Here is an 18,717-nt window from a genome sequence, read left to right as displayed (position 1 = left end):
AGTTAAACTTTTAGAACGGCAGATCATCTTCCTCCTCCGGAGCTACAAATGTATCCTTCTTGGGAGTCGATTGTGGTTGTTCGGATGTTGCCGGATCCTGCTGACGAGTACCGGTTTGCATAGCATTCTGCTGGGATTCTGCCTTCGTACTTAAAAAGGTGAAGTCGGTAACGTGAATTTCCGTAGAATATCTGGTGTTTCCGTCTTCTCCCTGCCATTGTCGGGTCTTAAGCCTGCCTTCTACATATATCTTATCGCCTTTGCTTAAATATTTCTCACAAATTTCGGCGGCTTTGTTACGAACCACAACATTGTGCCATTCGGTATTTGTTACCCGCTCGCCTGTTTGTCTGTTGGTATAGGTCTCATTGGTTGCAAGTGGAAAACGCCCAACCGAGTTTCCTCCTTCAAAATAATGCATCTTTACATCATCTCCCAAATGCCCAATAAGCATTACCTTGTTTAATGTTCCACTCATAATACAATTCTGTTTTAATCAAATGTACTAAAATTTACACACATTAAAAACTGTATTCTTCAACAAAATTCGCTATCAGAACAGGGACAGCGTACTCTTTAATTCTTGAAGATTTGATCCCGTTATCCAGGGTACCCTGCAAATGCACGATCCAGAATCTGGTATGTATATGCTGATGAGACAATTTATGAACGATGGCTTCCTTATTGTAAAGCGAGATATCGTATTCCCTGTTTCCCATCAGCTCTAAAAACCGGTTATGAGATACTATATCCTTTTCTTCCAGTTCCCTGGCATCTTCAATAAGGGGGAACTGATAAAGGCTTTGCCAGATATCCTTTTGTTTCCGCTGTTCCAGCAGGGTTGAATCTTTATCGGTCATGACCAGGTAATTAAAATATCTGTTCCTTATTTTTCCCTTTCTGATCTTTACGGGCAATTCCTTTATTCTCTTTTCCGCCAGGGCTCCGCAACTGTTATTTAACGGGCAGATGCCGCAATCCGGGCTCTGGGGTTTACACTGCCTGGCCCCGAATTCCATAATGGCCTGATTGTATTCTGCGGGCTGTTCCCTATCTATAAGTTCTGTGGCCAATTGCTTAAAGTATTTTATCCCTTCCGTACTGTTAATGGGGATGTCTACATTAAAATACCTTGCCAGGACCCGGTATACGTTCCCGTCCACTACCGGAGTAGCTTCGTCAAAACATATGGAGGCAATGGCACTGGCGGTATAATCGCCCACTCCCTTTAATTTTATGATCTCGCTATAGGTAGAAGGAAAATTTTCATTCAATTCATAGGTAACATGACGTGCAGTAGCGTGCAGATTCCTTGCTCTGGAGTAATATCCCAGTCCCTGCCACAGCTTCAGGACCTCATCTTCGGGTGCATCTGCCAGATGTTTGATGGTGGGATAGTGATCAACAAACTTAAGATAATAGGGAAGTCCCTGTTCCACCCGGGTTTGCTGTAACATGATTTCAGACAGCCAGATACGGTATGGATCCCTGGTTTTTCTCCACGGTAAATCGCGTTTATTTTTGCGATACCAGTGGCTTATTATTTTGTTGAAAGTCATCTTTAAAATTGAAAAACCAAAATTAAAAGTTTATATGGTTAAATTTTAATCAATTAGGCTTTAAATTATGTTCAATTAATTTATATATTTGCAACCCCTAAATTTAATATAGTAAAACAAAACATATAGAAAAATGACGAAAGCAGACATTGTAGCAAAGATTTCAGAAAAGCTTGGAATGGAAAAAGGTGATGTGCAAGCAACGGTAGAATCTTTTATGGATGAAGTAAAAAATTCATTAGAAAGCGGAGATAACGTATATTTACGTGGTTTCGGAAGCTTCATTATCAAAACAAGAGCTGAAAAAACAGGTAGGAATATTTCAAAAAACACTACTATTAAGATCCCGGCACACAATATTCCGGCATTCAAACCTGCAAAAGTCTTTGTTGAAGGTGTTAAGAGTAATGTTGAAGTAAAGTAATCAATCATATAGTAATAAGTTAAACTATTTAATATGCCAAGCGGTAAAAAAAGAAAAAGACATAAGGTAGCCACGCACAAGCGTAAAAAAAGAAGAAGAGCTAACCGCCACAAGAAAAAGTAGTTGCCACTAACTACTTTTTCTATTTAAAAAATTAACGTTCATTGAAATAGGAACGCTGTTTAGCAGCAGAGTTCCGTCGGGATAAAAAATCCTGTGAAAATTATTGTTTAATCCATCTGTACACAATGCTGTATGGATACAAATTGATTCAGAGTGAATAAAGAATTAATTGTTAGATCTGGTTCCTCTGAGGTTGATTTTGCCTTACTTAAGGATGGAAAACTAATAGAATTACACAAGGAAGAAGACAGTAACGGTTTTTCCGTCGGCGATATCATGCTGGCAAAAATAAGGAAACCCGTTGCCGGTTTAAATGCAGCCTTCGTAAATGTCGGATATGAAAAAGACGCCTTTTTACATTATCACGACCTGGGGCCAAAACTCCCTTCTTTGTTAAAATTCGTAAAACGTGTAAGCACAGGTAAACTAAGAGACTATAGTCTGAAAGACTTCCCATTTGAAAAAGATATAGACAAAGATGGTATCATCTCAGATGCTTTAAAAGCCAATCAGTCTATATTGGTACAAATTGTAAAAGAACCTATTTCTACAAAAGGACCGCGAATCAGTTCGGAATTATCTATTGCCGGGCGTTATCTGGTTCTTGTACCTTTCTCCGAAAGGATCTCTATTTCACAGAAAATAGAAGACAAAGAAGAGAAGGATCGTTTAAAAAGGTTAGTCCAAAGTATTAAACCGAAAGGCTTTGGAGTTATAGTTCGTACCGTTGCAGAAGGCAAAAAAGTCGCAGAACTGGACAGAGATTTACACAACCTGGTCAATAGATGGACCGCCATGTGTAAAAAAATCTACAAAGCGGAGTACCCGTCAAAAGTGTTAAGTGAGCTGAATAGAGCAGCATCCATATTAAGAGATGTTTTTAATGACTCATTCACCGGAATACACGTAGATGACGAAACGCTTTATTATCAAATTAAAGATTATGTGCAGGAAATTGCACCAGAAAAAGAATCTATAGTAAAATTGTACAAGGCTTCAATGCCGATCTTTGAGAAGTTCGGAATTGAAAGGCAAATAAAGACTTCGTTTGGAAAAACGGTTTCTATGAGTAAGGGTGCCTATTTAATTATAGAGCATACCGAAGCCCTTCACGTAATAGACGTGAATAGCGGAAACCGATCGAATAAAGCAAAAACGCAGGAAGGTACAGCCCTGGAGGTAAACCTCATTGCTGCAACCGAAATTGCGAGACAACTCAGACTTCGGGATATGGGTGGTATTATCGTTATTGATTTTATCGATATGTCAACCTCCGAAAACAGAAGAAAGCTCTACGATCATCTTAGAGAAGTTATGAAAGATGACAGAGCGAAGCACAAAATATTACCGCCGAGTAAATTTGGCCTTATACAAATTACTAGACAAAGAGTCAGACCGGAAAGAAATATCAAGACCCGTGAGGAAGATCCGAACGGAAACGGTGAAATAGATGCACCGATATTAATTATTGATCAGATTACTTCCGATCTGGAAAAAATTATTCAAAATAAGCGAAGCGGCAACGGGCTTGTATTAAATACACATCCCTTTATCGCAGCTTACCTAACCAAAGGATTTCCATCCATTCGTTCTAAGTGGTTCTTAGAACACAAAAAATGGGTTAAAGTCTTACCCAGAGATGCTTACACGTATTTAGAGTACCGTTTTAAAGATAATGACGGTGCCGTTTTAAAATAGAAAAAACCACGCTTATGGCGTGGTTTTTTTATTTTTGCCCCTGTGAGAAATTCAAGATCATATACCGTTGATGAAGCTACCAGGAAACTGGAATCCTTCTGTGCCTATCAGGAAAGATGTCATAAAGAAGTTGTTGCCAGATTAAAGGAAATGCGTATGATCCCGGAAGCTATAGATCTTATAGTAACTCACCTCATTCAACACAATTACCTGAATGAAGAGCGGTTTGCCAGAAGTTTTGCCCGGGGAAAATTCAACATAAAAAAATGGGGGAGAAAAAGAATAGAACAGGAGCTTAAGTTTCGCGACATCTCCAGGTTCAATATCCGCTCTGCCATGAAAGAGATCAGTAATGAAGACTATTTCAATACTTTTGAAGAGCTTTCCGAAAAGCGATGGGAACAGCTCAAAGATCAGCATATTCAATTGAGGAAAAAGAAATTTACCTCCTACCTGTTATACAGAGGCTGGGAAAGCCAGATGATCTTCGACAAGCTTAACGAACTCAGTTCTGAGCTGTAAAAAAACAGGCCCGAATATCTTCAGGCCCGGTTTACCATTACTGGTGGTTAATTGTACTTACACATTCGTAACATACGACGTGCTCTATCAGGCCTCCGCCTGTAGGAATACTTATTGCAACACACTCTTCGGTACTTCCGTTGCAATTAAGAGAGCACTGGCTTAAAGTGTTACACTGTACTCCAAGCATCCCACCTCCGATGGCTCTTTGCTCATCTTTGCTGAGTTGCTGAACTCCTTTTACATTTAAAATGTTTTTTAACATGATGTTTGAATTTTAAATTAGCTATTCCCCGAACATTTAAAGACACCCGGGGTTTGTGTCTGGTCTTTTACCTGCATGCACCGCCAGATGGCTCACATATGCCCGTTCTGGGGTCATTACAGCAGTAACCCGGAGGGCAATCACTATGCGTGGCACATTGCCGCTCCGTATATGTGTTCCCGCCCCCTATAATACTTTTTTGTTGTTCTTTGCCGAGTTCCTCAGCAAAACTTAAAATTGCTTTTACCATATCGTTGAATTTAGAATTAGCTTATCTGAAGTGATCGAGTAAAATCAATACAAACAACCCCAATAAACTATTGAGGTTGTCTGTTCCCTTAACCATTTATTTAAGCACAGGCAGGTACAGCATGAAGGCAAATCCCGAAGCCTACGCACTTTCCGCATACAATAGCACAATCTGCATCGGAGTCGCAGTAAATCGGCCCGCCGGACACTCCACCACTGATTTGACGCTGTTCGTTTTTACCCAATTCCTGAGTTCCTTCCAGTTTTAAAATGTTTTTTAACATAATTAAAGTTTAAAGATTAATCGGTTCCCAAACATTTATAGACACTTGGGACTTGTGTCTTCCCTGCGCAGGTTATTTTATCCTTCTTTTCAGACAGCAGTACCGCTTTTCCTGCTTTCTACATTGAGCTCCCTGAGGTTTTCGGTAAAAAACCGGAGGTCTTCTATTTTATACTGCCTTTTAGGAAAGTAGTAGGAGTTAACAATGGTTTCCGGGGTATAATTAATGGCCTGGTCCGCACACCATTGTCGCTGTTTTTCTGCCATTTCCCGGGCCTGAGGGCTAATATTGATATTTTCATAGATCTTCAGCCAGGCATCGATATCCCGGTTGTAAAACCACTTCTCCAGAGCTTCAAAAGCCTTGGCCCTGTTCTGTTCGTAAAGGGAGAGGATCTTCAATCCGATCTGAGTAGCTTTATTCTCCTCATTGTCGGGAACATTGAAAATAAGATGGAGCTGTATTTCTTCCGGTTGATCTTTTAATAATCCGCTATATACTTTAAAAGGTTCTTCACAGAAACCGCAAAGCGGATTGGTAATTGCCGTTATCCTGATCGATGCCTTCGGATGGCCAAAAAGAAGTCCGTGATGGCTTTCCAGTGCATTTTGCGTCATCGGCTCCCTGCTTTTTAAGGCAGAAAGAAAAAGGTCTCCGTTTCTTTTAAAAGTGTAAAATTCCTTAAGAGTAGCCCTGTACTGAACCCTGTCTTTCCATAGGTTTTTCAGCAAATACCATCCGCCCGCTACCATAAGAAAGATCAGACCTGCATTAAAAAGGTATTTCAAAGAAAGATCCCAGTTTGCAGAACCAAATGACAGGAGGACAAACTGGGAGATCAATACTGAGGATATTACTATGCATAAAGAACACCATTGTTTTAATTTAAAAGCCTGCAGATAGAGAGAAAAGGCAATAAACGGTAAAGCGCATAAAGACAGTAAGCTGAAGAAAGCTTTGTCAAATCCTGCAATTGCCTGGACCACCATGATACCGGCAAAATATATTACCGATATATCGCTCAGGCCAACCGCGTTGAACAGTTTGCCTTCACGAGAGTTAATAACCCCTTTACAACCTTCTCCCTTTCCGGAAATGGCAGTACACACCCTGGTCACTAATCTGTCTTCTATACCCAGGTCGCTCTTCACCGTAAAATAGCTTACCCCAAGTCCGAGAAAAGCCAGCAGCACATATAATGCCCGGACGATCTCTCCATTCAGGGTAATAGTCAGTAACACGGTTAAAGCCGCAAATCCTGCGAATACCAGCTTCAGATCTATTTGCTTTAAAACAGCATCCTTTTCTTTTTTCTCTTCTTTTTCAACGGCAATGATGGTTCCTGTCCATTTGTTTACAAATTCCCGGGCCGGCATTTTTACTTTTTTTCCGGCTCCGGTCTTCAGGTGGATATCTGTTTTTTTTCTTTTGACCAATACCAGTTCCGTCTCGCCTTCTTCATCTATAAGCGCCAGGAAATTCTCCGGCAGCTGATCCAGGGCATCTACCGGAACATTTGCTGCTATATTTTCTATTCCAAAATAATCGAGAGTATCGGTTACCGCTTTCAGGCTGGGGTACGCAGAGTGAGAGATCAACTGAAGTTCCAGATCGTTTTTATCTATGTGAAATACATGGGATCTGTGAAGTAATTGCAGGATGAGTTCGTTCATATTTCCAGGCTTTATACTTCATTGTTCCCTGAAAACCGATTTCTTACCCTGTTTTTTAAAAAAAAGGATATTTTTTTCGACCCGGCAGATATTTGAAAAAGGCAATTACCTCCGGAAGTACCTGAAAGCTATAAAAAAGATCAGAAGGAGAGCCGCTATCAGCAGATATGGTATCCAGTTAAAAGGTGTTCCTTTTAAAAGGTCGTCCTCTCCCAAAAGAATAAGAGATGCCCAGTAATGAGGAGATGCTTCCGAATGGCTGTAGGTGTCCAGGTATTTTAATTTGGCATTGCGTAATGCCTGAGATTTGGACTGGCCTGAACTTGTATTCCTGTAAAACTCATCAACTATAAAGGAAGTCGATTTATCGTCTATACTCCACAAGCTTGAAATTACGCTGCGGGAGCCCGAATAAAAGAATCCGCGGGCCAGGCTCATCACCCCTTCTCCGGTTTCCAGTTTCCCTAATGAGGTATTACATCCGCTCAGCACCACTAAAGAAGCATTATTTGCAGTGAGGTATAATTCTTCCAGCTTTAATTTTTCATCATTAAAAGCGATCCACGGATCAGACGATTCCTCTGCATTGGCATGGGTTGCAAGGTGAATGATCCCGGAACCGGACAGGGCTTCCAGAAAGTTCTCTTTGGAAGCTTCCCCGCTTATCAGTGATCTTCCCCTGTAATATTGCTCCAGGCTTAAAAGTTCCTGTTTGTTATTCTGGAGGGGTAACAGTTCCTTATCATTAAAATCAGAAGGAGCCACTCCCAGAAAATTATTTTCTACATGTTTCGACCTTTCCATTCCTTCGAGAAACGAATTTGAATACAAATAGTGAATATCACAATCCCGGATCAGATAAGACAGCTTATCTTCCGAAACCGAAAGCGCTTCAAAAGGCAGGAGAGACAGATAACTATCTGGTACAATCGTCAGCTTTTTGTTTTTAATGCTTAGGCGGATCTCTTCCGATGGGAGCAGGCGTTTAAAGACCCGGTTTGACAGAGCAGTAAAATCGGATATCTCCCCATTGGTCCGGAAGGGGCTTTCAAAATACCTCAGCAGGGAGGTAATTTCCTCTTTTAAAGAAGGAAGGTCCGGGATCTCAAAGAGCCGTGTTTCACTTTGGGTGATCATCAGCAAATACCCTTTCTCCCTGTTGGTGTATATTCCGTATCCGTCATCAATAGATATATGATACTCCAATACCACCTCATCTTCCTTTATTTTTTTCTTTACAGCATCCAGGTCCAAAATAATCGGTTCCAGGCCTGCAACGCCTTCCTTAGGGCCTATGCTGTCCTGAAGGATAGAAAGTTCTCTTTTGCGGTCGATCAGTTCTTTTTTAAGAGAATCGAGCACAGTTACTTCTTTTGTTTCTTTTAAGGCGTTTTCTATCCCGAATAATTTTCTTCTCAGGGTTTCTTCCCGTCGGATGATCGAGTCGGGTAACTCCAGGGACTTTTTGAATTGCTGAGTATTTATATCCTCCTGAAGCAGGAGTGCCTTGTTTTTCTCCATAAAGTAAAAAGTATCCTCAATATTTCCTTTCAAATAACAGGCCCTGATAGCTTTCCCGTAAATATCTGTGCTTAATTTGCGCCAGAAGAGGCGGGATCTGAATTCCCTGCTGTTTATTTTCAGCAGATCGATCACATAATCGGTCTCTTTAAAATAATGTATACTCTTATCCAGGAATTCCGGATCTCCGGTTTTTTCATAATACTTAAGATAGGTCTCCCCCAGCTTGGGTAATGCATTGAGGAGGTTTTCTTTATAGTCAGAATTTATAAAGAGGTTACGGTTAATGCTTTTATGATCCCTGAGGTTATCTCCTATCAGATACTCCAGGCTTTTATGTGTGTATTCCAGGCTTTTTTCATACTCCTCATTCAGTCCGTGGGTAAAGCTGATATTGGAATAGATCTGGTAGCTGTTAAACGGATCTTTTTCCGGTTCGGCCAGTACCAGGGCTTTCTCCAGATATTCCAGGGATCTGTCGGGTTCGGTCTGGTTAAACAGATTCCCGATAAGCATATAAATATCCCTTATTTTGGAAGTATCTTTTACCTTTTTGGCGATCTCCAGGGCCTCATTATAATATCCGAATGCCTTCCCGATATCCAGTGTTTCATACTGATTATACAGTGTTGCCAGGTTTAGTTTGGTCTCATAAAGAGTGGCAGAATCAATCGGATATACGGAAGAAAGGGAATCGGCAGTCATGGCATATTTCAAGCCCTTTCTGAAGCTCTCAGCTGTATTGATATCCAGGCATACGGCAATGATATTTTTGTGAGCTTTTCTGAGGGATCTTATTCTTTTTTCGTCAACCCTGATCAGGGAAGCGTACAGTTCATAATTCTCCAGGGATTTGTAGTAGTCGGGGATCCTGGAATAAGCAAAACCCAGCTGATCATAGGTTCTTACAGCAGCTCTATTCTTGTCATTTATAAGAAGTACCTCCCTGCTGGCCGCAATACTTTTGTGATATTGCTTGTTAATATTATAGCAAAATGCCAGGAACAAGGCACTATTCTGTATAAACGTACTGTCCTTAACTGGCCTTGATGTTGCAAGGTCCAGTGTTTTATTTAAATAGGGGATGGCACTCTTTAATCCTCTCACATCATACAACCAATCCGCATACCTTTCATATACATACTCCAAAGAATCATTTTTTTCCTTTTCGTACAGAAGGATCAGCGAATCTATTTTGGCAATTTTTTCTTCCGTTGAAAATTTTGCGGCTGTAATTCGTTTTAATTCCCCCACTCCCTGGGAAAAAAGAGAACCGGAAAAAAACAGGATCACCCAGCAAGCGTTCCTGATGAATCGATATGAGTGACCCTGTCTGTCTTTCATTGATATTTTAAAATGGGAATTATTCGTATTAATCTCCTAATCTGGGATCATTGGCTACCGTCTGTTGTACTTCATTTTCATCTCCGGCTTTACAATCGTGGCACCAGACATCCTGATAAGGATCGGTAGGCTGAAGAATGCACATATCCAGGCAGGGAAAAGCCAGGAAATACTCCCTCCGGATATCTTCGATCTCGCTTATCGTCAGACTGTGATTATAGTGTATCTGGATAGTGGTCCCTCCCAGGCCATTTATCTGCAATCCTCTTTCTGCTTCCAGGCTCTGGACAGAAGTTTCTACATTTACCGTTTCTACCGGCTCAATTATCTCTTCTTCAGAGCATCCCGCAATTAACAGAATGGCCGAAAAGAGCGCTAAAACCTTTTTTTTCATAAAATAAAATTGATGGTTAATACTATAAATCTCTAAATTTTAAAGGATTTTACCTAAAAAAATTTAAAAACTGTACTTTAGTTATTAGTTATTGTTAATTTTAAATCTTACCCTTTAATAGATAAAAAATTTATGGAGCCCTCCTCAACGCATCCCACTATCAAAGCACTTTTGAACGGTGATGAATTGACTATACGCTTACTTTACGACAGCCTGTACCCTAAAGTTTTGTCTTATGTAAAGAACAATAAAGGCACGGCCAACGATGCGGAAGAAGTTTTTCACAACGGACTGTTTCAACTGATCAGCCGGGCCAAAGTAAAGGAAGTGTTGATAAAGTCTTCTTTTGAGGCTTATTTTTTTACGATCTGCAGGAATTTGTGGTTAAAAGAACTCAATAAAAGAAAAAAAGAGATAAGAAATGAGGGGTTTTTTGAACTAAAAGAAAAAGACGATAATCATCTGGCAGCTGTTATCCAACAGGAACGCTGGGAATTATTTGAAGAAATGATCAACCGTTTATCAGAAAATTGCTCTAAATTGTTAAAGGCCTATTTCAATAAAGTCCCTTACAATATCATAGTGAAGAAATTCTCCTATGCTACTGAAAATGCAGCATTCCAGAGGGTTCATAAATGCAAAAAAAAGCTAACGGAATTAATTAAAACCGATCCCAGGTATAAAAATTTATATACATCATGAACGATGATCTGAAAATGAAAATAGAAGCATATCTGGGAAATACCATGCCCCCGGAAGAAGCACTGCTTTTTGAAAAGCAAATGGAGGAAAATGAAGAACTCCTCAGGGAGGTAACACTCGCCCGGGAAATTAACCTTTATCTGACCGATAACACTTCTGTGGAAGAGGTCCCGGAAAATGAATATACCGGAAATCTCCGGAGCTTTTTAGAGAGTGATGAGGCAAGATCTGTTGAAGAGAAGCTTCGCAAAGTGCAAAATGAATACAGGAAAGATGCTGTAAAAGCCAGGAGAAGAAGGTATTTTATGATGGCTGCTGCTATCGCAGGACTTCTGATCATCAGTTCCCTGGCACTTATATTTACGCAGGAGAGCAATCCGCAGGAACTGTTTGCAAAATACTACAGTACCGACGACCTTCCCTCGGTAATTAAACGGGGAGCAACAGGGGATGAATTGAACAGAGGGGTTATAGCTTTTCGGGATTCCAATTTTTTCGAAGCGGTCAATCTTTTTGAAGCCTACAAAAAAACTGTTTCCGAAACCGATCCGGCCGTACATCTTTATCTCGGGCTGTCCTATTTACAGACCGGCAGCTACGACAAAGCTTTAGGAGAACTGGATCTGCTACTGCATTCGGATGCTCTTGACCGCTCCAAGGCACAATGGTTCAAGGCCCTGGTATACCTTAAAATGGACAATAAAAAGAAAGCGGAAGAAGTATTGAAAAAGATCCTGGAAGATCCCTCCAATTTTAATTATGCCGAAGCAGGAAAATTACTGGATGAGCTTTAAATACAGGTTTATCCGGCTATGATCCCCAGTTTTTTATGGGTACGGGAAATTGCCTGCTCGTTCTTATGATCTATCCACGCTTGTCCTTTGAGTCTTCTCATGGCATTATCAAAATGACGCATTATAAATATGTTATAGATCGCCTTACTCAGGTGCTTTGGCTTTCTGGCAATAGCTCTTAGGCTCATAGAAAAACCGGGAGTAAGGTATCTCATATAATGCCACCAACCTTCGGGCATATACAGGATACTTCCGTGCTCTAATTCCGCAATATAGCCTTCTGCATGCTTCAGGGCCGGCCATTTGTCATAGTCGGGATTCGCAAAATCTATATCCTCTCTCGTAATAAGGGAATGCGGGATCTTGTACAGATACTTGCTCTGGTCCTGATTAAAGAGGATACATTGTTTTTTCCCTTCAAAATGAAAGTGAAAAATATTGGCAAGATCTATATCGTAATGCATAAAAGTATAGGAATCCCTCCCTCCGAAAAACAACATAGGTAAGCCTTTCATCAGGCGAAGCCCGAAATCGGGATAAGAGAAATCTTTTTGCAGTTCGGGAACTTCTTTCAGAATATTCCAGAGGAAGATCCTGAATTTGGTGGGTTCACGCTTAAGGAGATCAACATAGTCGCTCATTTTCATCTTAGCGTGAGGTTCATTAAAACCGTCTTTGTAATCTACAGGTCTGTCATCATAGAGCGGAACCGTTTTATCTCCGGCTATTTCCTTCATATAATCGAGGTTCCATTTCTGATAAGCAGGCCAATCCTCTATAAATCCTTCAATAACTACAGGCTTTTGTGGTCTAAAATAATCCCGCAAAAATTCCTCTTTAGTGATCGAATGAACACGTGGTATTTTTTTTAAATTCATATTGAATGTTCCCTTAACAGACAAACAAAATTAAAAAAAGGTTTCTAAAATGTTATGCAAATGCGAAAAACGCCTCTATTTTAACATTTTGGCCTTTTCCTTGGCCTCTTCGTTCCTTTCGATAGTATGGCCTGGTCTGCTCCATTTAGGTTTTTCACCTGTTGGCTGGTATTGGGAATCTTCTGCCTCTACGGTTTGAGGCTGAACTTTTTTAGTAAATGGTTTCTGCGGATTTAAGCCCAGTTTATTGAACATTTCCATATCCTCATTCACATCCGGGTTGGGAGTGGTAAGAAGCTTATCTCCGGCAAATATAGAATTGGCTCCGGCAAAGAAACACATAGCCTGTCCTTCTCTGCTCATGTTGGTTCTTCCTGCAGAAAGTCGTACCTGAGTTTCCGGCATTACGATCCTGGTTACAGCCACCATTCTTATCATTTCCCAGATCTCTACGGGTTCTTCATCTTCCATCGGAGTACCGTCTACCGCCACCAACGCATTGATCGGTACCGATTCCGGCTGAGGATTCAGGGTAGATAAAGCTACCAGCATTCCTGCTCTGTCCTCTACCTTTTCTCCCATTCCTATGATCCCTCCGCTACAAACAGTTACATTGGTCTTACGTACATTATCTATGGTATCCAGTCTGTCCTGGTATCCTCTGGTTGAGATCACTTCCTTATAGTATTCTTCGGAAGTATCCAGGTTGTGGTTATAAGCGTATAGTCCGGCTTCTGCAAGTCGCTTAGCCTGATTCTCGGTAACCATTCCGAGGGTACAGCATACTTCCATTTCCAGTTTATTGATCGTACGTACCATTTCCAGTACCTGATCGAATTCCGGGCCGTCTTTTACATTACGCCAGGCTGCTCCCATACAAACTCTGGAGCTTCCCGAAGCCTTTGCCCTGAGTGCCTGGGCTTTTACCTGCTGTACGGTCATCAGGTCGTTTCCTTCAATATCGGTATGGTAACGCGCCGCCTGCGGACAATAACCGCAATCTTCGGGGCAACCTCCCGTTTTAATGGAAAGTAAGGTAGAGACCTGAACTGTATTCGGGTCGTGATATTTTCTGTGTACGGAAGCTGCTTCGTAAAGCAGTTCCATTAATGGTTTATTATATATTTCAAGAATTTCTTCTTTCGTCCAGTTATGTCGTATTTCACTCATAATATCTAAAACTTCTGGGGTCAAAAATAGGAAAACCAATTGTCTTTGCCTTATTTTAAGATCATAAAAAAATCCGCTTTTCAGCGGATTTCCCATTAATCTTCAGATTCTTCCTGTTTTTCCTGATCACTCTGTACTTCTATTGGCTCTTCATCCTTCCCTTTCAGATATTCCGGAAGGTTCATTCCCGCCATATTGAACATTTCCTGCAGAGGTGGTACGGACTGATAGAGCCCGGAAAGGAAATTGGCCGTAGATGTTTTCCCATCTTTATTCTGGCCTCCGTCCCAAACGGTAACCTTATCGATCTTAATATTCTTGATTGCTTCCGCCTGGGTTTTTACCAGTTCCGGAAGTTTATCGGCAATCAGTAAAAGAACCGCATCCTTAGAGTTGTTACCGGCAGCTTTAACGATCTGATCCAGACCTTCCGCCTGCTTGGTCAATACTTCATACAATCCCTGGGCTTCTGCCTGTGCTTTAAAAAGGATCGCATCGGCCTCACCCTTTGCCCTTCTCCTGATCATTTCTGCTTCCGCTTCGGCATCGATCTCTACTTTTCGTTTATCTATTTCTGCGGGAACTACAATATCGGCTTTTTGAGAAGCCCTCACCCTTTCGGCCCTTGCATTCTCAGCTTCCTGCTCTGCTGCATATGCTTCTTCCAGTGCTTTTGCATTCTGGACTTTTTCCGAAGCAATAGCCGTTCTTTCAGCCTCCGCCTCTCGCTGCCTCCTTAAAGAGTTAGAATTTGCCACGTCTATTTTCGCAACGTTCTCTCCTTCTACCGCCTTGGCATCTGCCGCTGCAACCTGGGTCCTCTGTTCCTGAACCGCATTCGCCTCTCCGATAGAACCGTCTCTGTTCTTTTCGGCAACCGACTTACGCGCTTCGTTAATTGCGTGAGCTGCCGCTTCCTTACCAAGAGCTTCGATATAACCTGACTCGTCGTGGATATCGGTGATGTTTACGTTAATAAGCTTAAGCCCTACTTTTTTCAATTCCGTTTCAACAGAATAAGAAATATTGCTCAGGAATTTATCCCTGTCGGCGTTGATCTCTTCAATGTCCATAGAGGCCACTACAAGACGCAACTGCCCGAAAATAATTTCCTTTGCCAGTTCCTGTACTTCCTGTAATCCCAGCCCCAGTAATCTCTCTGCTGCATTTTGCATAACTCCGGGCTCCGTAGAGATACCGATAGTAAATCGGGAGGGTACATTTACACGTATATTTTGCTTACTCAATGCATTGGTAAGGTCTACTTCTATAGAAATAGGAGTCAGGTCCAGAAATTCATAGTCCTGGATAACAGGCCAGATAAAGGCCGCTCCCCCGTGAATACATTTAGCGGAATTTCCCGAACCCACTTTTCCGTAAACTACAAGGATCCGGTCTGACGGACATCTTTTATACCGCCGGATAAAAGAAATGATAATAATAAAGAAAAATAATATGGCAAAACCGATGGCCATTAATGACCCGCTTTCACCCAGTTGTAATGGTAGTAATAGCATATAATTATTTTTTTAGTTGTTCAACGATCAATATCCCGTTATCGGTAACTTCTTTTACCCTGATAACATTTCCCATGACAAGGTCTTCCTTTTCATCGGTAAGGGCATCCAGTTCTCTAAGCCCTCCCTGTACCTTAATCTGTACCTTTCCCATTCCGGAGCGCTCAGCCCCTATGGTAAGGTAGACCTCTCCGATAGCATTTACAGCATTTGCGAGTTTAAGGGTCCCGCTGCTGGTAAGTTTGCTTAAGTAATAGAAGAGGGTTGCCATTGAAGCCATCATTAACAGGCCACAGACAACCGAGACCAGGATAGTGGTCCCTGTAGACAGGCCTTTGTCGATACAGGCAATCCCGACCCAACCGAAAATTGTAAAGAACCCCATGAGGTTCTTAAAGGAAAGGAACTGAAAATTAATCCCGGAATCCCCGTCTATTTCAGCATCAACATCTCCCATATCATCCATATCCCCACCAACAAGTGTAATGATGAGCAGAACGATAAAAATAGCCGACGAAATAAGAGCGGTAACCCAATAAACTTTTTCAAATACAGATAGTGCAGAAAACCATTGTTCCATGAGCAAAAATTTAGTTAGTTAGTGAATGGAAATATAGCAACTTTTTGAAGTAAATGCAATATATTTCTTACTTATTTGGAAAGCAAAACACTTACAGCGTTCCCGCCAAAACCGACCGCGTTTACGAGTACTCTGTTAATTTTTTCCGGAGGGTTCTGAGAGTTAATAAGAGGGATTTCGATAAATGTCTGGTGTTTAAGCATAAGAACCGCGAGTTCTATGCTGAGCATACCTGAGGCGCCAAAGGTATGACCTACTTTCCATTTATTAGTAGTCAAAGCAGGCAATTTGTTACAAAACACCTTTTTAATCGCGTTATACTCAGACAGATCGCCCTTTATAGTACCCGGGGCATGCATTACAATAACGTCTACTTCATCTGGGGAAATATCTCCGAGAGCCATCTTCATCGACTTCTGAAAACAGTCGGCGTTGGTGGAGATAGAAATATTGTGCTCCAGGGGTTCTGTAGCATAGCCAATTCCTTCAATTACCGCCAGCGCGTTCTCCTTGATCCCTTTTTCCAGGCAGGCTACGGCAGCACCTTCGCCCAGCACCATGCTATTCCTGGTCTTTTCAAGATCGAAAGCTTTACAGGGGTATGTATCCTCCTCGGTTGCATAGATCTTCATAGCTTTCATTTGTGCTATGGTAAAAGGAGTAAGCGATGCCTCGCTTCCACCGGCCATAAACTTATTGCATATTCCGCTCTGTATCCATACGGCTCCGTTAAGTACGGCATGAAGGGCTGTAGAACAGGTAATGGAATGGCTTATCTCCGGGCCTGAGCTCTGGAGATCATGAGCTACCCACGATGATATATTTCCGAGGGTCGTGGTCGGGGAGCTTAAGGTACTTACCCGTTTCCTTAGCAGGAACTCGTCGTAATATTTTTCAAAAAGTGAGGTTGCTCCTCTGGAAGATCCGATATTGATCCCGAATACATCTTCTTTGGTCCATCCGGCCTTGTTGAGCGCTATTCTGGAAGCCAGGATAGCATACAGAACCGAAGCGTCCAGGTTTTTGTATTTCTGATCTGAATTCCGCAGGGATTCTACCTCTTCCTTTACAGTATCGCGAATGGTTGCCACCAGTTCGGTGCAGGTATGGTCTTTTCCATTTTTAATAAAATGTCCTGAATGCAGATAATTTTCCCATATCTCATTTTCAGAGGTACCCAGGGGTGATACAGATCCGATTGCCGTTATAGATATATTACCGAGACTCAACTTTTTTATTTAATTTGGGGCAAAAATACAGGTTCTGGATATCATTTTGAACCTTTTTCAACTAAAACTAATACCAATGGAAGAACAAATAAGAAAAGAGAGCTGGTTTAAAAGAAACTGGAAGTGGGTTGTTCCTCTCGGAGGCTGCCTTACACTTATTATTTTGTTTTTTGTGTTTATAGGTTCTATATTCTTTGGGGTGACTTCCATGCTTAAAGAATCTACTCCCTATACCGATGCTTTTACAGCGCTCAACACCAATGTCCAGGTAGAAGAAGTTATCGGACATCCGGTAGAGACCAATGGACTGATGCAGGGGAATCTGTCCCTGAACAACAACGATGGTACCGTAAATCTCAGGCAACCTGTTAAGGGCCCTAAGGGAGAAGCTGTACTTATTGTGGTCGGGGAAAAGACCGATGGAGAATGGTCATACGAGACAATGCATCTTCTTATTGAAGGCACAGATGAAAAGATCGACCTTCTTGAGGACCGTTAAACAATAGAGAACACACTTTTTATACTGGCGTATACCTTATCTAATTGTTCCTTACTGATAACATAAGGGGCCAGGATATAAATGGTACTACCCAAAGGGCGAAGAAAAACGCCGTCTTCCATAAAATGCTTAAATAATTTATCCCGCAGGTTTCCGTAGCGGTCCATTTCTATGTTCAGATCTAATGCATAGATGATCCCTATTTGCCTGGTTGATGCTACTTTCGGATGATCTTTGATACTCTTATCGAATTCCTCATGTGAGGCAATGATCCGTTTTATATTTTCCTGCATCCCTTCAGACCTCAGCAATTCAATTCCTGCAAGGGCTGCAGTACATGCAAGCGGATTAGCGGTATAGGTATGTCCATGAAAAAACCCTTTGGCGATCTCATCGCTGTAAAAAGCTTCGTAGATCTTCATGGAACAACTGGTAATCGCCATGGGTACCAGTCCTGCGGTAAGCGATTTGGACATACAGATGATATCCGGCTGGTGAACCATATGATCGGAAGCAAAGTTCGTTCCGGTCTTTCCGAATCCGGTCATTACCTCATCAGCAATAGCCACAATATCGTTCTCCCTGCAAAGCCCGATAAGCTCGTTCAGCCCCTCTCTGTCATGGATCTTCATAGCTGCAGCTCCCTGTACCAGGGGCTCATAAATAAAACCTGCAACTTTATCGGTGGAGATCAACTCCTTCATGCGGGAAAGCACTTCCTGATTATTGTTCCCGTCCGGTACCGGGATCCGTTCCACACTGATAAAGAAATCTTCAAAAGGGCCGTTATAGACCGATAAGCCTGAAACCGACATCGCTCCGAAAGTATCTCCGTGAAAACCTTCCTCAAAAGCCACAATAACATTCTTTTTCCTTCCCTGGTTAAAGTGATATTGCAACGCCATTTTAATGGCAATTTCGGTAGAGGTAGAACCGTTATCCGAAAAGAAAAGTTTCTGCTGGTTTTCCGGGAGTATCTCCATAAGGGCTTCCGATAATCTTACTGCCGGTTCGTGTGTAAACCCGCTAAAGACCACCTGATCCAGTTCCTGCATCTGCTTTTGCACCTTATCCAGGATATAGGGGTTGCAATGCCCGTACATACAGGTATACCAGGAAGCAATTCCGTCTATGTATTCCTTTCCATTTTCATCGTAAAGTAAGGCGCCTTTTGCCTTTGCAATAGCAATGGTTTCCGGATGCGTTTTGTGCTGGGTAAGCGGATGCCAAAGATGTTTTTTATCCCTTTGAGAGAGCGACATATTCCGTTAATTTTATGCAAAAATGCCCTT

At 41.7% G+C, this 18,717-nt stretch carries 19 protein-coding genes; 6 read left to right on the top strand and 13 right to left on the bottom strand.

Features of this window, described 5'->3' with window-relative positions:
- Positions 1-10: 10 nt before the first annotated feature.
- Both GWK08_RS13825 and mutY read right to left on the bottom strand, forming a co-directional pair.
- Positions 11-478, bottom strand: a complete 468-nt coding sequence (locus tag GWK08_RS13825) for a single-stranded DNA-binding protein (RefSeq protein ID WP_163607815.1) — start codon at positions 476-478, stop codon at positions 11-13.
- Between the two features lie 43 nt (positions 479-521).
- Entirely contained in the window at positions 522-1,559 is a 1,038-nt protein-coding gene (gene mutY, locus GWK08_RS13820) for an A/G-specific adenine glycosylase (RefSeq protein ID WP_163607814.1), read from the bottom strand.
- A 133-nt stretch (positions 1,560-1,692) separates the two neighbouring features.
- Here mutY and GWK08_RS13815 point away from each other — a divergent pair, with 133 nt between their 5' ends.
- From GWK08_RS13815 to GWK08_RS13805, 3 genes are all read left to right on the top strand, one after another.
- Positions 1,693-1,983, top strand: coding sequence for an HU family DNA-binding protein (locus GWK08_RS13815; RefSeq protein ID WP_163607813.1), 291 nt, complete (start codon positions 1,693-1,695; stop codon positions 1,981-1,983).
- A 276-nt stretch (positions 1,984-2,259) separates the two neighbouring features.
- Positions 2,260-3,804 carry an Rne/Rng family ribonuclease gene (locus tag GWK08_RS13810; protein WP_163607812.1) on the top strand — a complete coding sequence of 515 codons (1,545 nt, stop codon included), beginning with the start codon at positions 2,260-2,262 and terminating at the stop codon, positions 3,802-3,804.
- A 42-nt stretch (positions 3,805-3,846) separates the two neighbouring features.
- Positions 3,847-4,326: a regulatory protein RecX gene (locus GWK08_RS13805; protein ID WP_163607811.1), complete on the top strand. Its 480-nt coding sequence runs from the start codon at positions 3,847-3,849 to the stop codon at positions 4,324-4,326.
- Positions 4,327-4,363: 37 nt separating this feature from the next.
- Here the strand turns inward: GWK08_RS13805 and GWK08_RS13800 are convergent, their stop codons facing one another.
- The 5 genes from GWK08_RS13800 to GWK08_RS13780 form a co-directional block, all read right to left on the bottom strand.
- Complete coding sequence (locus GWK08_RS13800) at positions 4,364-4,591, bottom strand: hypothetical protein (RefSeq protein ID WP_163607810.1); 228 nt, start codon at positions 4,589-4,591, stop codon at positions 4,364-4,366.
- 350 nt (positions 4,592-4,941) lie between these two features.
- A complete protein-coding gene (locus GWK08_RS13795) occupies positions 4,942-5,124 on the bottom strand; it encodes a hypothetical protein (protein ID WP_163607809.1) in 183 nt (60 codons plus the stop codon).
- An 89-nt stretch (positions 5,125-5,213) separates the two neighbouring features.
- The gene (locus GWK08_RS13790; RefSeq protein WP_163607808.1) at positions 5,214-6,797 is read right to left on the bottom strand and encodes a vitamin K epoxide reductase family protein; all 1,584 of its coding nucleotides are present in this window, start codon (positions 6,795-6,797) and stop codon (positions 5,214-5,216) included.
- A 105-nt stretch (positions 6,798-6,902) separates the two neighbouring features.
- Entirely contained in the window at positions 6,903-9,662 is a 2,760-nt protein-coding gene (locus GWK08_RS13785; RefSeq protein WP_163607807.1) for a CHAT domain-containing protein, read from the bottom strand.
- A gap of 28 nt (positions 9,663-9,690) precedes the next feature.
- A complete protein-coding gene (locus GWK08_RS13780) occupies positions 9,691-10,056 on the bottom strand; it encodes a hypothetical protein (RefSeq protein WP_163607806.1) in 366 nt (121 codons plus the stop codon).
- 132 nt (positions 10,057-10,188) lie between these two features.
- Between GWK08_RS13780 and GWK08_RS13775 the strand changes: the two genes are divergently transcribed.
- Positions 10,189-10,758, top strand: coding sequence for an RNA polymerase sigma factor (locus GWK08_RS13775; protein ID WP_163607805.1), 570 nt, complete (start codon positions 10,189-10,191; stop codon positions 10,756-10,758).
- Positions 10,755-11,552, top strand: a complete 798-nt coding sequence (locus tag GWK08_RS13770; RefSeq protein ID WP_163607804.1) for a hypothetical protein — start codon at positions 10,755-10,757, stop codon at positions 11,550-11,552. The genes GWK08_RS13775 and GWK08_RS13770 overlap by 4 nt, the downstream gene beginning before the upstream one ends.
- 8 nt (positions 11,553-11,560) lie before the next feature.
- Here the strand turns inward: GWK08_RS13770 and GWK08_RS13765 are convergent, their stop codons facing one another.
- The 5 genes from GWK08_RS13765 to GWK08_RS13745 all read right to left on the bottom strand — a co-directional run bounded on the left by GWK08_RS13765 (position 11,561) and on the right by GWK08_RS13745 (position 16,926).
- Positions 11,561-12,430 (bottom strand): cupin-like domain-containing protein, encoded by an 870-nt coding sequence (locus tag GWK08_RS13765; protein ID WP_163607803.1) that lies wholly within the window; start codon positions 12,428-12,430, stop codon positions 11,561-11,563.
- Positions 12,431-12,505: 75 nt separating this feature from the next.
- Positions 12,506-13,600, bottom strand: coding sequence for a biotin synthase BioB (gene bioB, locus GWK08_RS13760; RefSeq protein ID WP_163607802.1), 1,095 nt, complete (start codon positions 13,598-13,600; stop codon positions 12,506-12,508).
- Positions 13,601-13,695: 95 nt separating this feature from the next.
- A complete protein-coding gene (locus GWK08_RS13755) occupies positions 13,696-15,117 on the bottom strand; it encodes a flotillin family protein (RefSeq protein ID WP_163607801.1) in 1,422 nt (473 codons plus the stop codon).
- 4 nt (positions 15,118-15,121) lie between these two features.
- Positions 15,122-15,697, bottom strand: coding sequence for a hypothetical protein (locus GWK08_RS13750; RefSeq protein ID WP_163607800.1), 576 nt, complete (start codon positions 15,695-15,697; stop codon positions 15,122-15,124).
- A 71-nt stretch (positions 15,698-15,768) separates the two neighbouring features.
- Positions 15,769-16,926 carry a beta-ketoacyl synthase N-terminal-like domain-containing protein gene (locus GWK08_RS13745; protein WP_204336070.1) on the bottom strand — a complete coding sequence of 386 codons (1,158 nt, stop codon included), beginning with the start codon at positions 16,924-16,926 and terminating at the stop codon, positions 15,769-15,771.
- Positions 16,927-17,002: 76 nt separating this feature from the next.
- Here GWK08_RS13745 and GWK08_RS13740 point away from each other — a divergent pair, with 76 nt between their 5' ends.
- A complete protein-coding gene (locus GWK08_RS13740; protein ID WP_163607799.1) occupies positions 17,003-17,425 on the top strand; it encodes a cytochrome c oxidase assembly factor Coa1 family protein in 423 nt (140 codons plus the stop codon).
- Here GWK08_RS13740 and bioA read toward each other — a convergent pair.
- Positions 17,422-18,687: an adenosylmethionine--8-amino-7-oxononanoate transaminase gene (gene bioA / locus GWK08_RS13735; protein WP_163607798.1), complete on the bottom strand. Its 1,266-nt coding sequence runs from the start codon at positions 18,685-18,687 to the stop codon at positions 17,422-17,424. The genes GWK08_RS13740 and bioA overlap by 4 nt on opposite strands.
- Positions 18,688-18,717 lie beyond the last annotated feature (30 nt).

Origin of the sequence: Leptobacterium flavescens (assembly GCF_010671605.1) — a bacterium.
Taxonomy (GTDB): Bacteria; Bacteroidota; Bacteroidia; order Flavobacteriales; family Flavobacteriaceae; genus Leptobacterium; species Leptobacterium flavescens.
Note: the sequence above shows the minus strand (reverse complement) of the source record. Positions and strands in the feature narration are given on the sequence as shown.

What these genes read in the sequence shown, in the direction of transcription:
- GWK08_RS13825 (WP_163607815.1), bottom strand. Translation starts at nt 478, where the DNA reads ATGAGTGGAACATTAAACAAGGTAATGCTTATTGGGCATTTGGGAGAT.
- mutY (WP_163607814.1), bottom strand. Translation starts at nt 1,559, where the DNA reads ATGACTTTCAACAAAATAATAAGCCACTGGTATCGCAAAAATAAACGC.
- GWK08_RS13815 (WP_163607813.1), top strand. Translation starts at nt 1,693, where the DNA reads ATGACGAAAGCAGACATTGTAGCAAAGATTTCAGAAAAGCTTGGAATG.
- GWK08_RS13800 (WP_163607810.1), bottom strand. Translation starts at nt 4,591, where the DNA reads ATGTTAAAAAACATTTTAAATGTAAAAGGAGTTCAGCAACTCAGCAAA.
- GWK08_RS13795 (WP_163607809.1), bottom strand. Translation starts at nt 5,124, where the DNA reads ATGTTAAAAAACATTTTAAAACTGGAAGGAACTCAGGAATTGGGTAAA.
- GWK08_RS13790 (WP_163607808.1), bottom strand. Translation starts at nt 6,797, where the DNA reads ATGAACGAACTCATCCTGCAATTACTTCACAGATCCCATGTATTTCAC.
- GWK08_RS13785 (WP_163607807.1), bottom strand. Translation starts at nt 9,662, where the DNA reads ATGAAAGACAGACAGGGTCACTCATATCGATTCATCAGGAACGCTTGC.
- GWK08_RS13780 (WP_163607806.1), bottom strand. Translation starts at nt 10,056, where the DNA reads ATGAAAAAAAAGGTTTTAGCGCTCTTTTCGGCCATTCTGTTAATTGCG.
- GWK08_RS13775 (WP_163607805.1), top strand. Translation starts at nt 10,189, where the DNA reads ATGGAGCCCTCCTCAACGCATCCCACTATCAAAGCACTTTTGAACGGT.
- GWK08_RS13770 (WP_163607804.1), top strand. Translation starts at nt 10,755, where the DNA reads ATGAACGATGATCTGAAAATGAAAATAGAAGCATATCTGGGAAATACC.
- GWK08_RS13765 (WP_163607803.1), bottom strand. Translation starts at nt 12,430, where the DNA reads ATGAATTTAAAAAAAATACCACGTGTTCATTCGATCACTAAAGAGGAA.
- bioB (WP_163607802.1), bottom strand. Translation starts at nt 13,600, where the DNA reads ATGAGTGAAATACGACATAACTGGACGAAAGAAGAAATTCTTGAAATA.
- GWK08_RS13755 (WP_163607801.1), bottom strand. Translation starts at nt 15,117, where the DNA reads ATGCTATTACTACCATTACAACTGGGTGAAAGCGGGTCATTAATGGCC.
- GWK08_RS13750 (WP_163607800.1), bottom strand. Translation starts at nt 15,697, where the DNA reads ATGGAACAATGGTTTTCTGCACTATCTGTATTTGAAAAAGTTTATTGG.
- GWK08_RS13740 (WP_163607799.1), top strand. Translation starts at nt 17,003, where the DNA reads ATGGAAGAACAAATAAGAAAAGAGAGCTGGTTTAAAAGAAACTGGAAG.
- bioA (WP_163607798.1), bottom strand. Translation starts at nt 18,687, where the DNA reads ATGTCGCTCTCTCAAAGGGATAAAAAACATCTTTGGCATCCGCTTACC.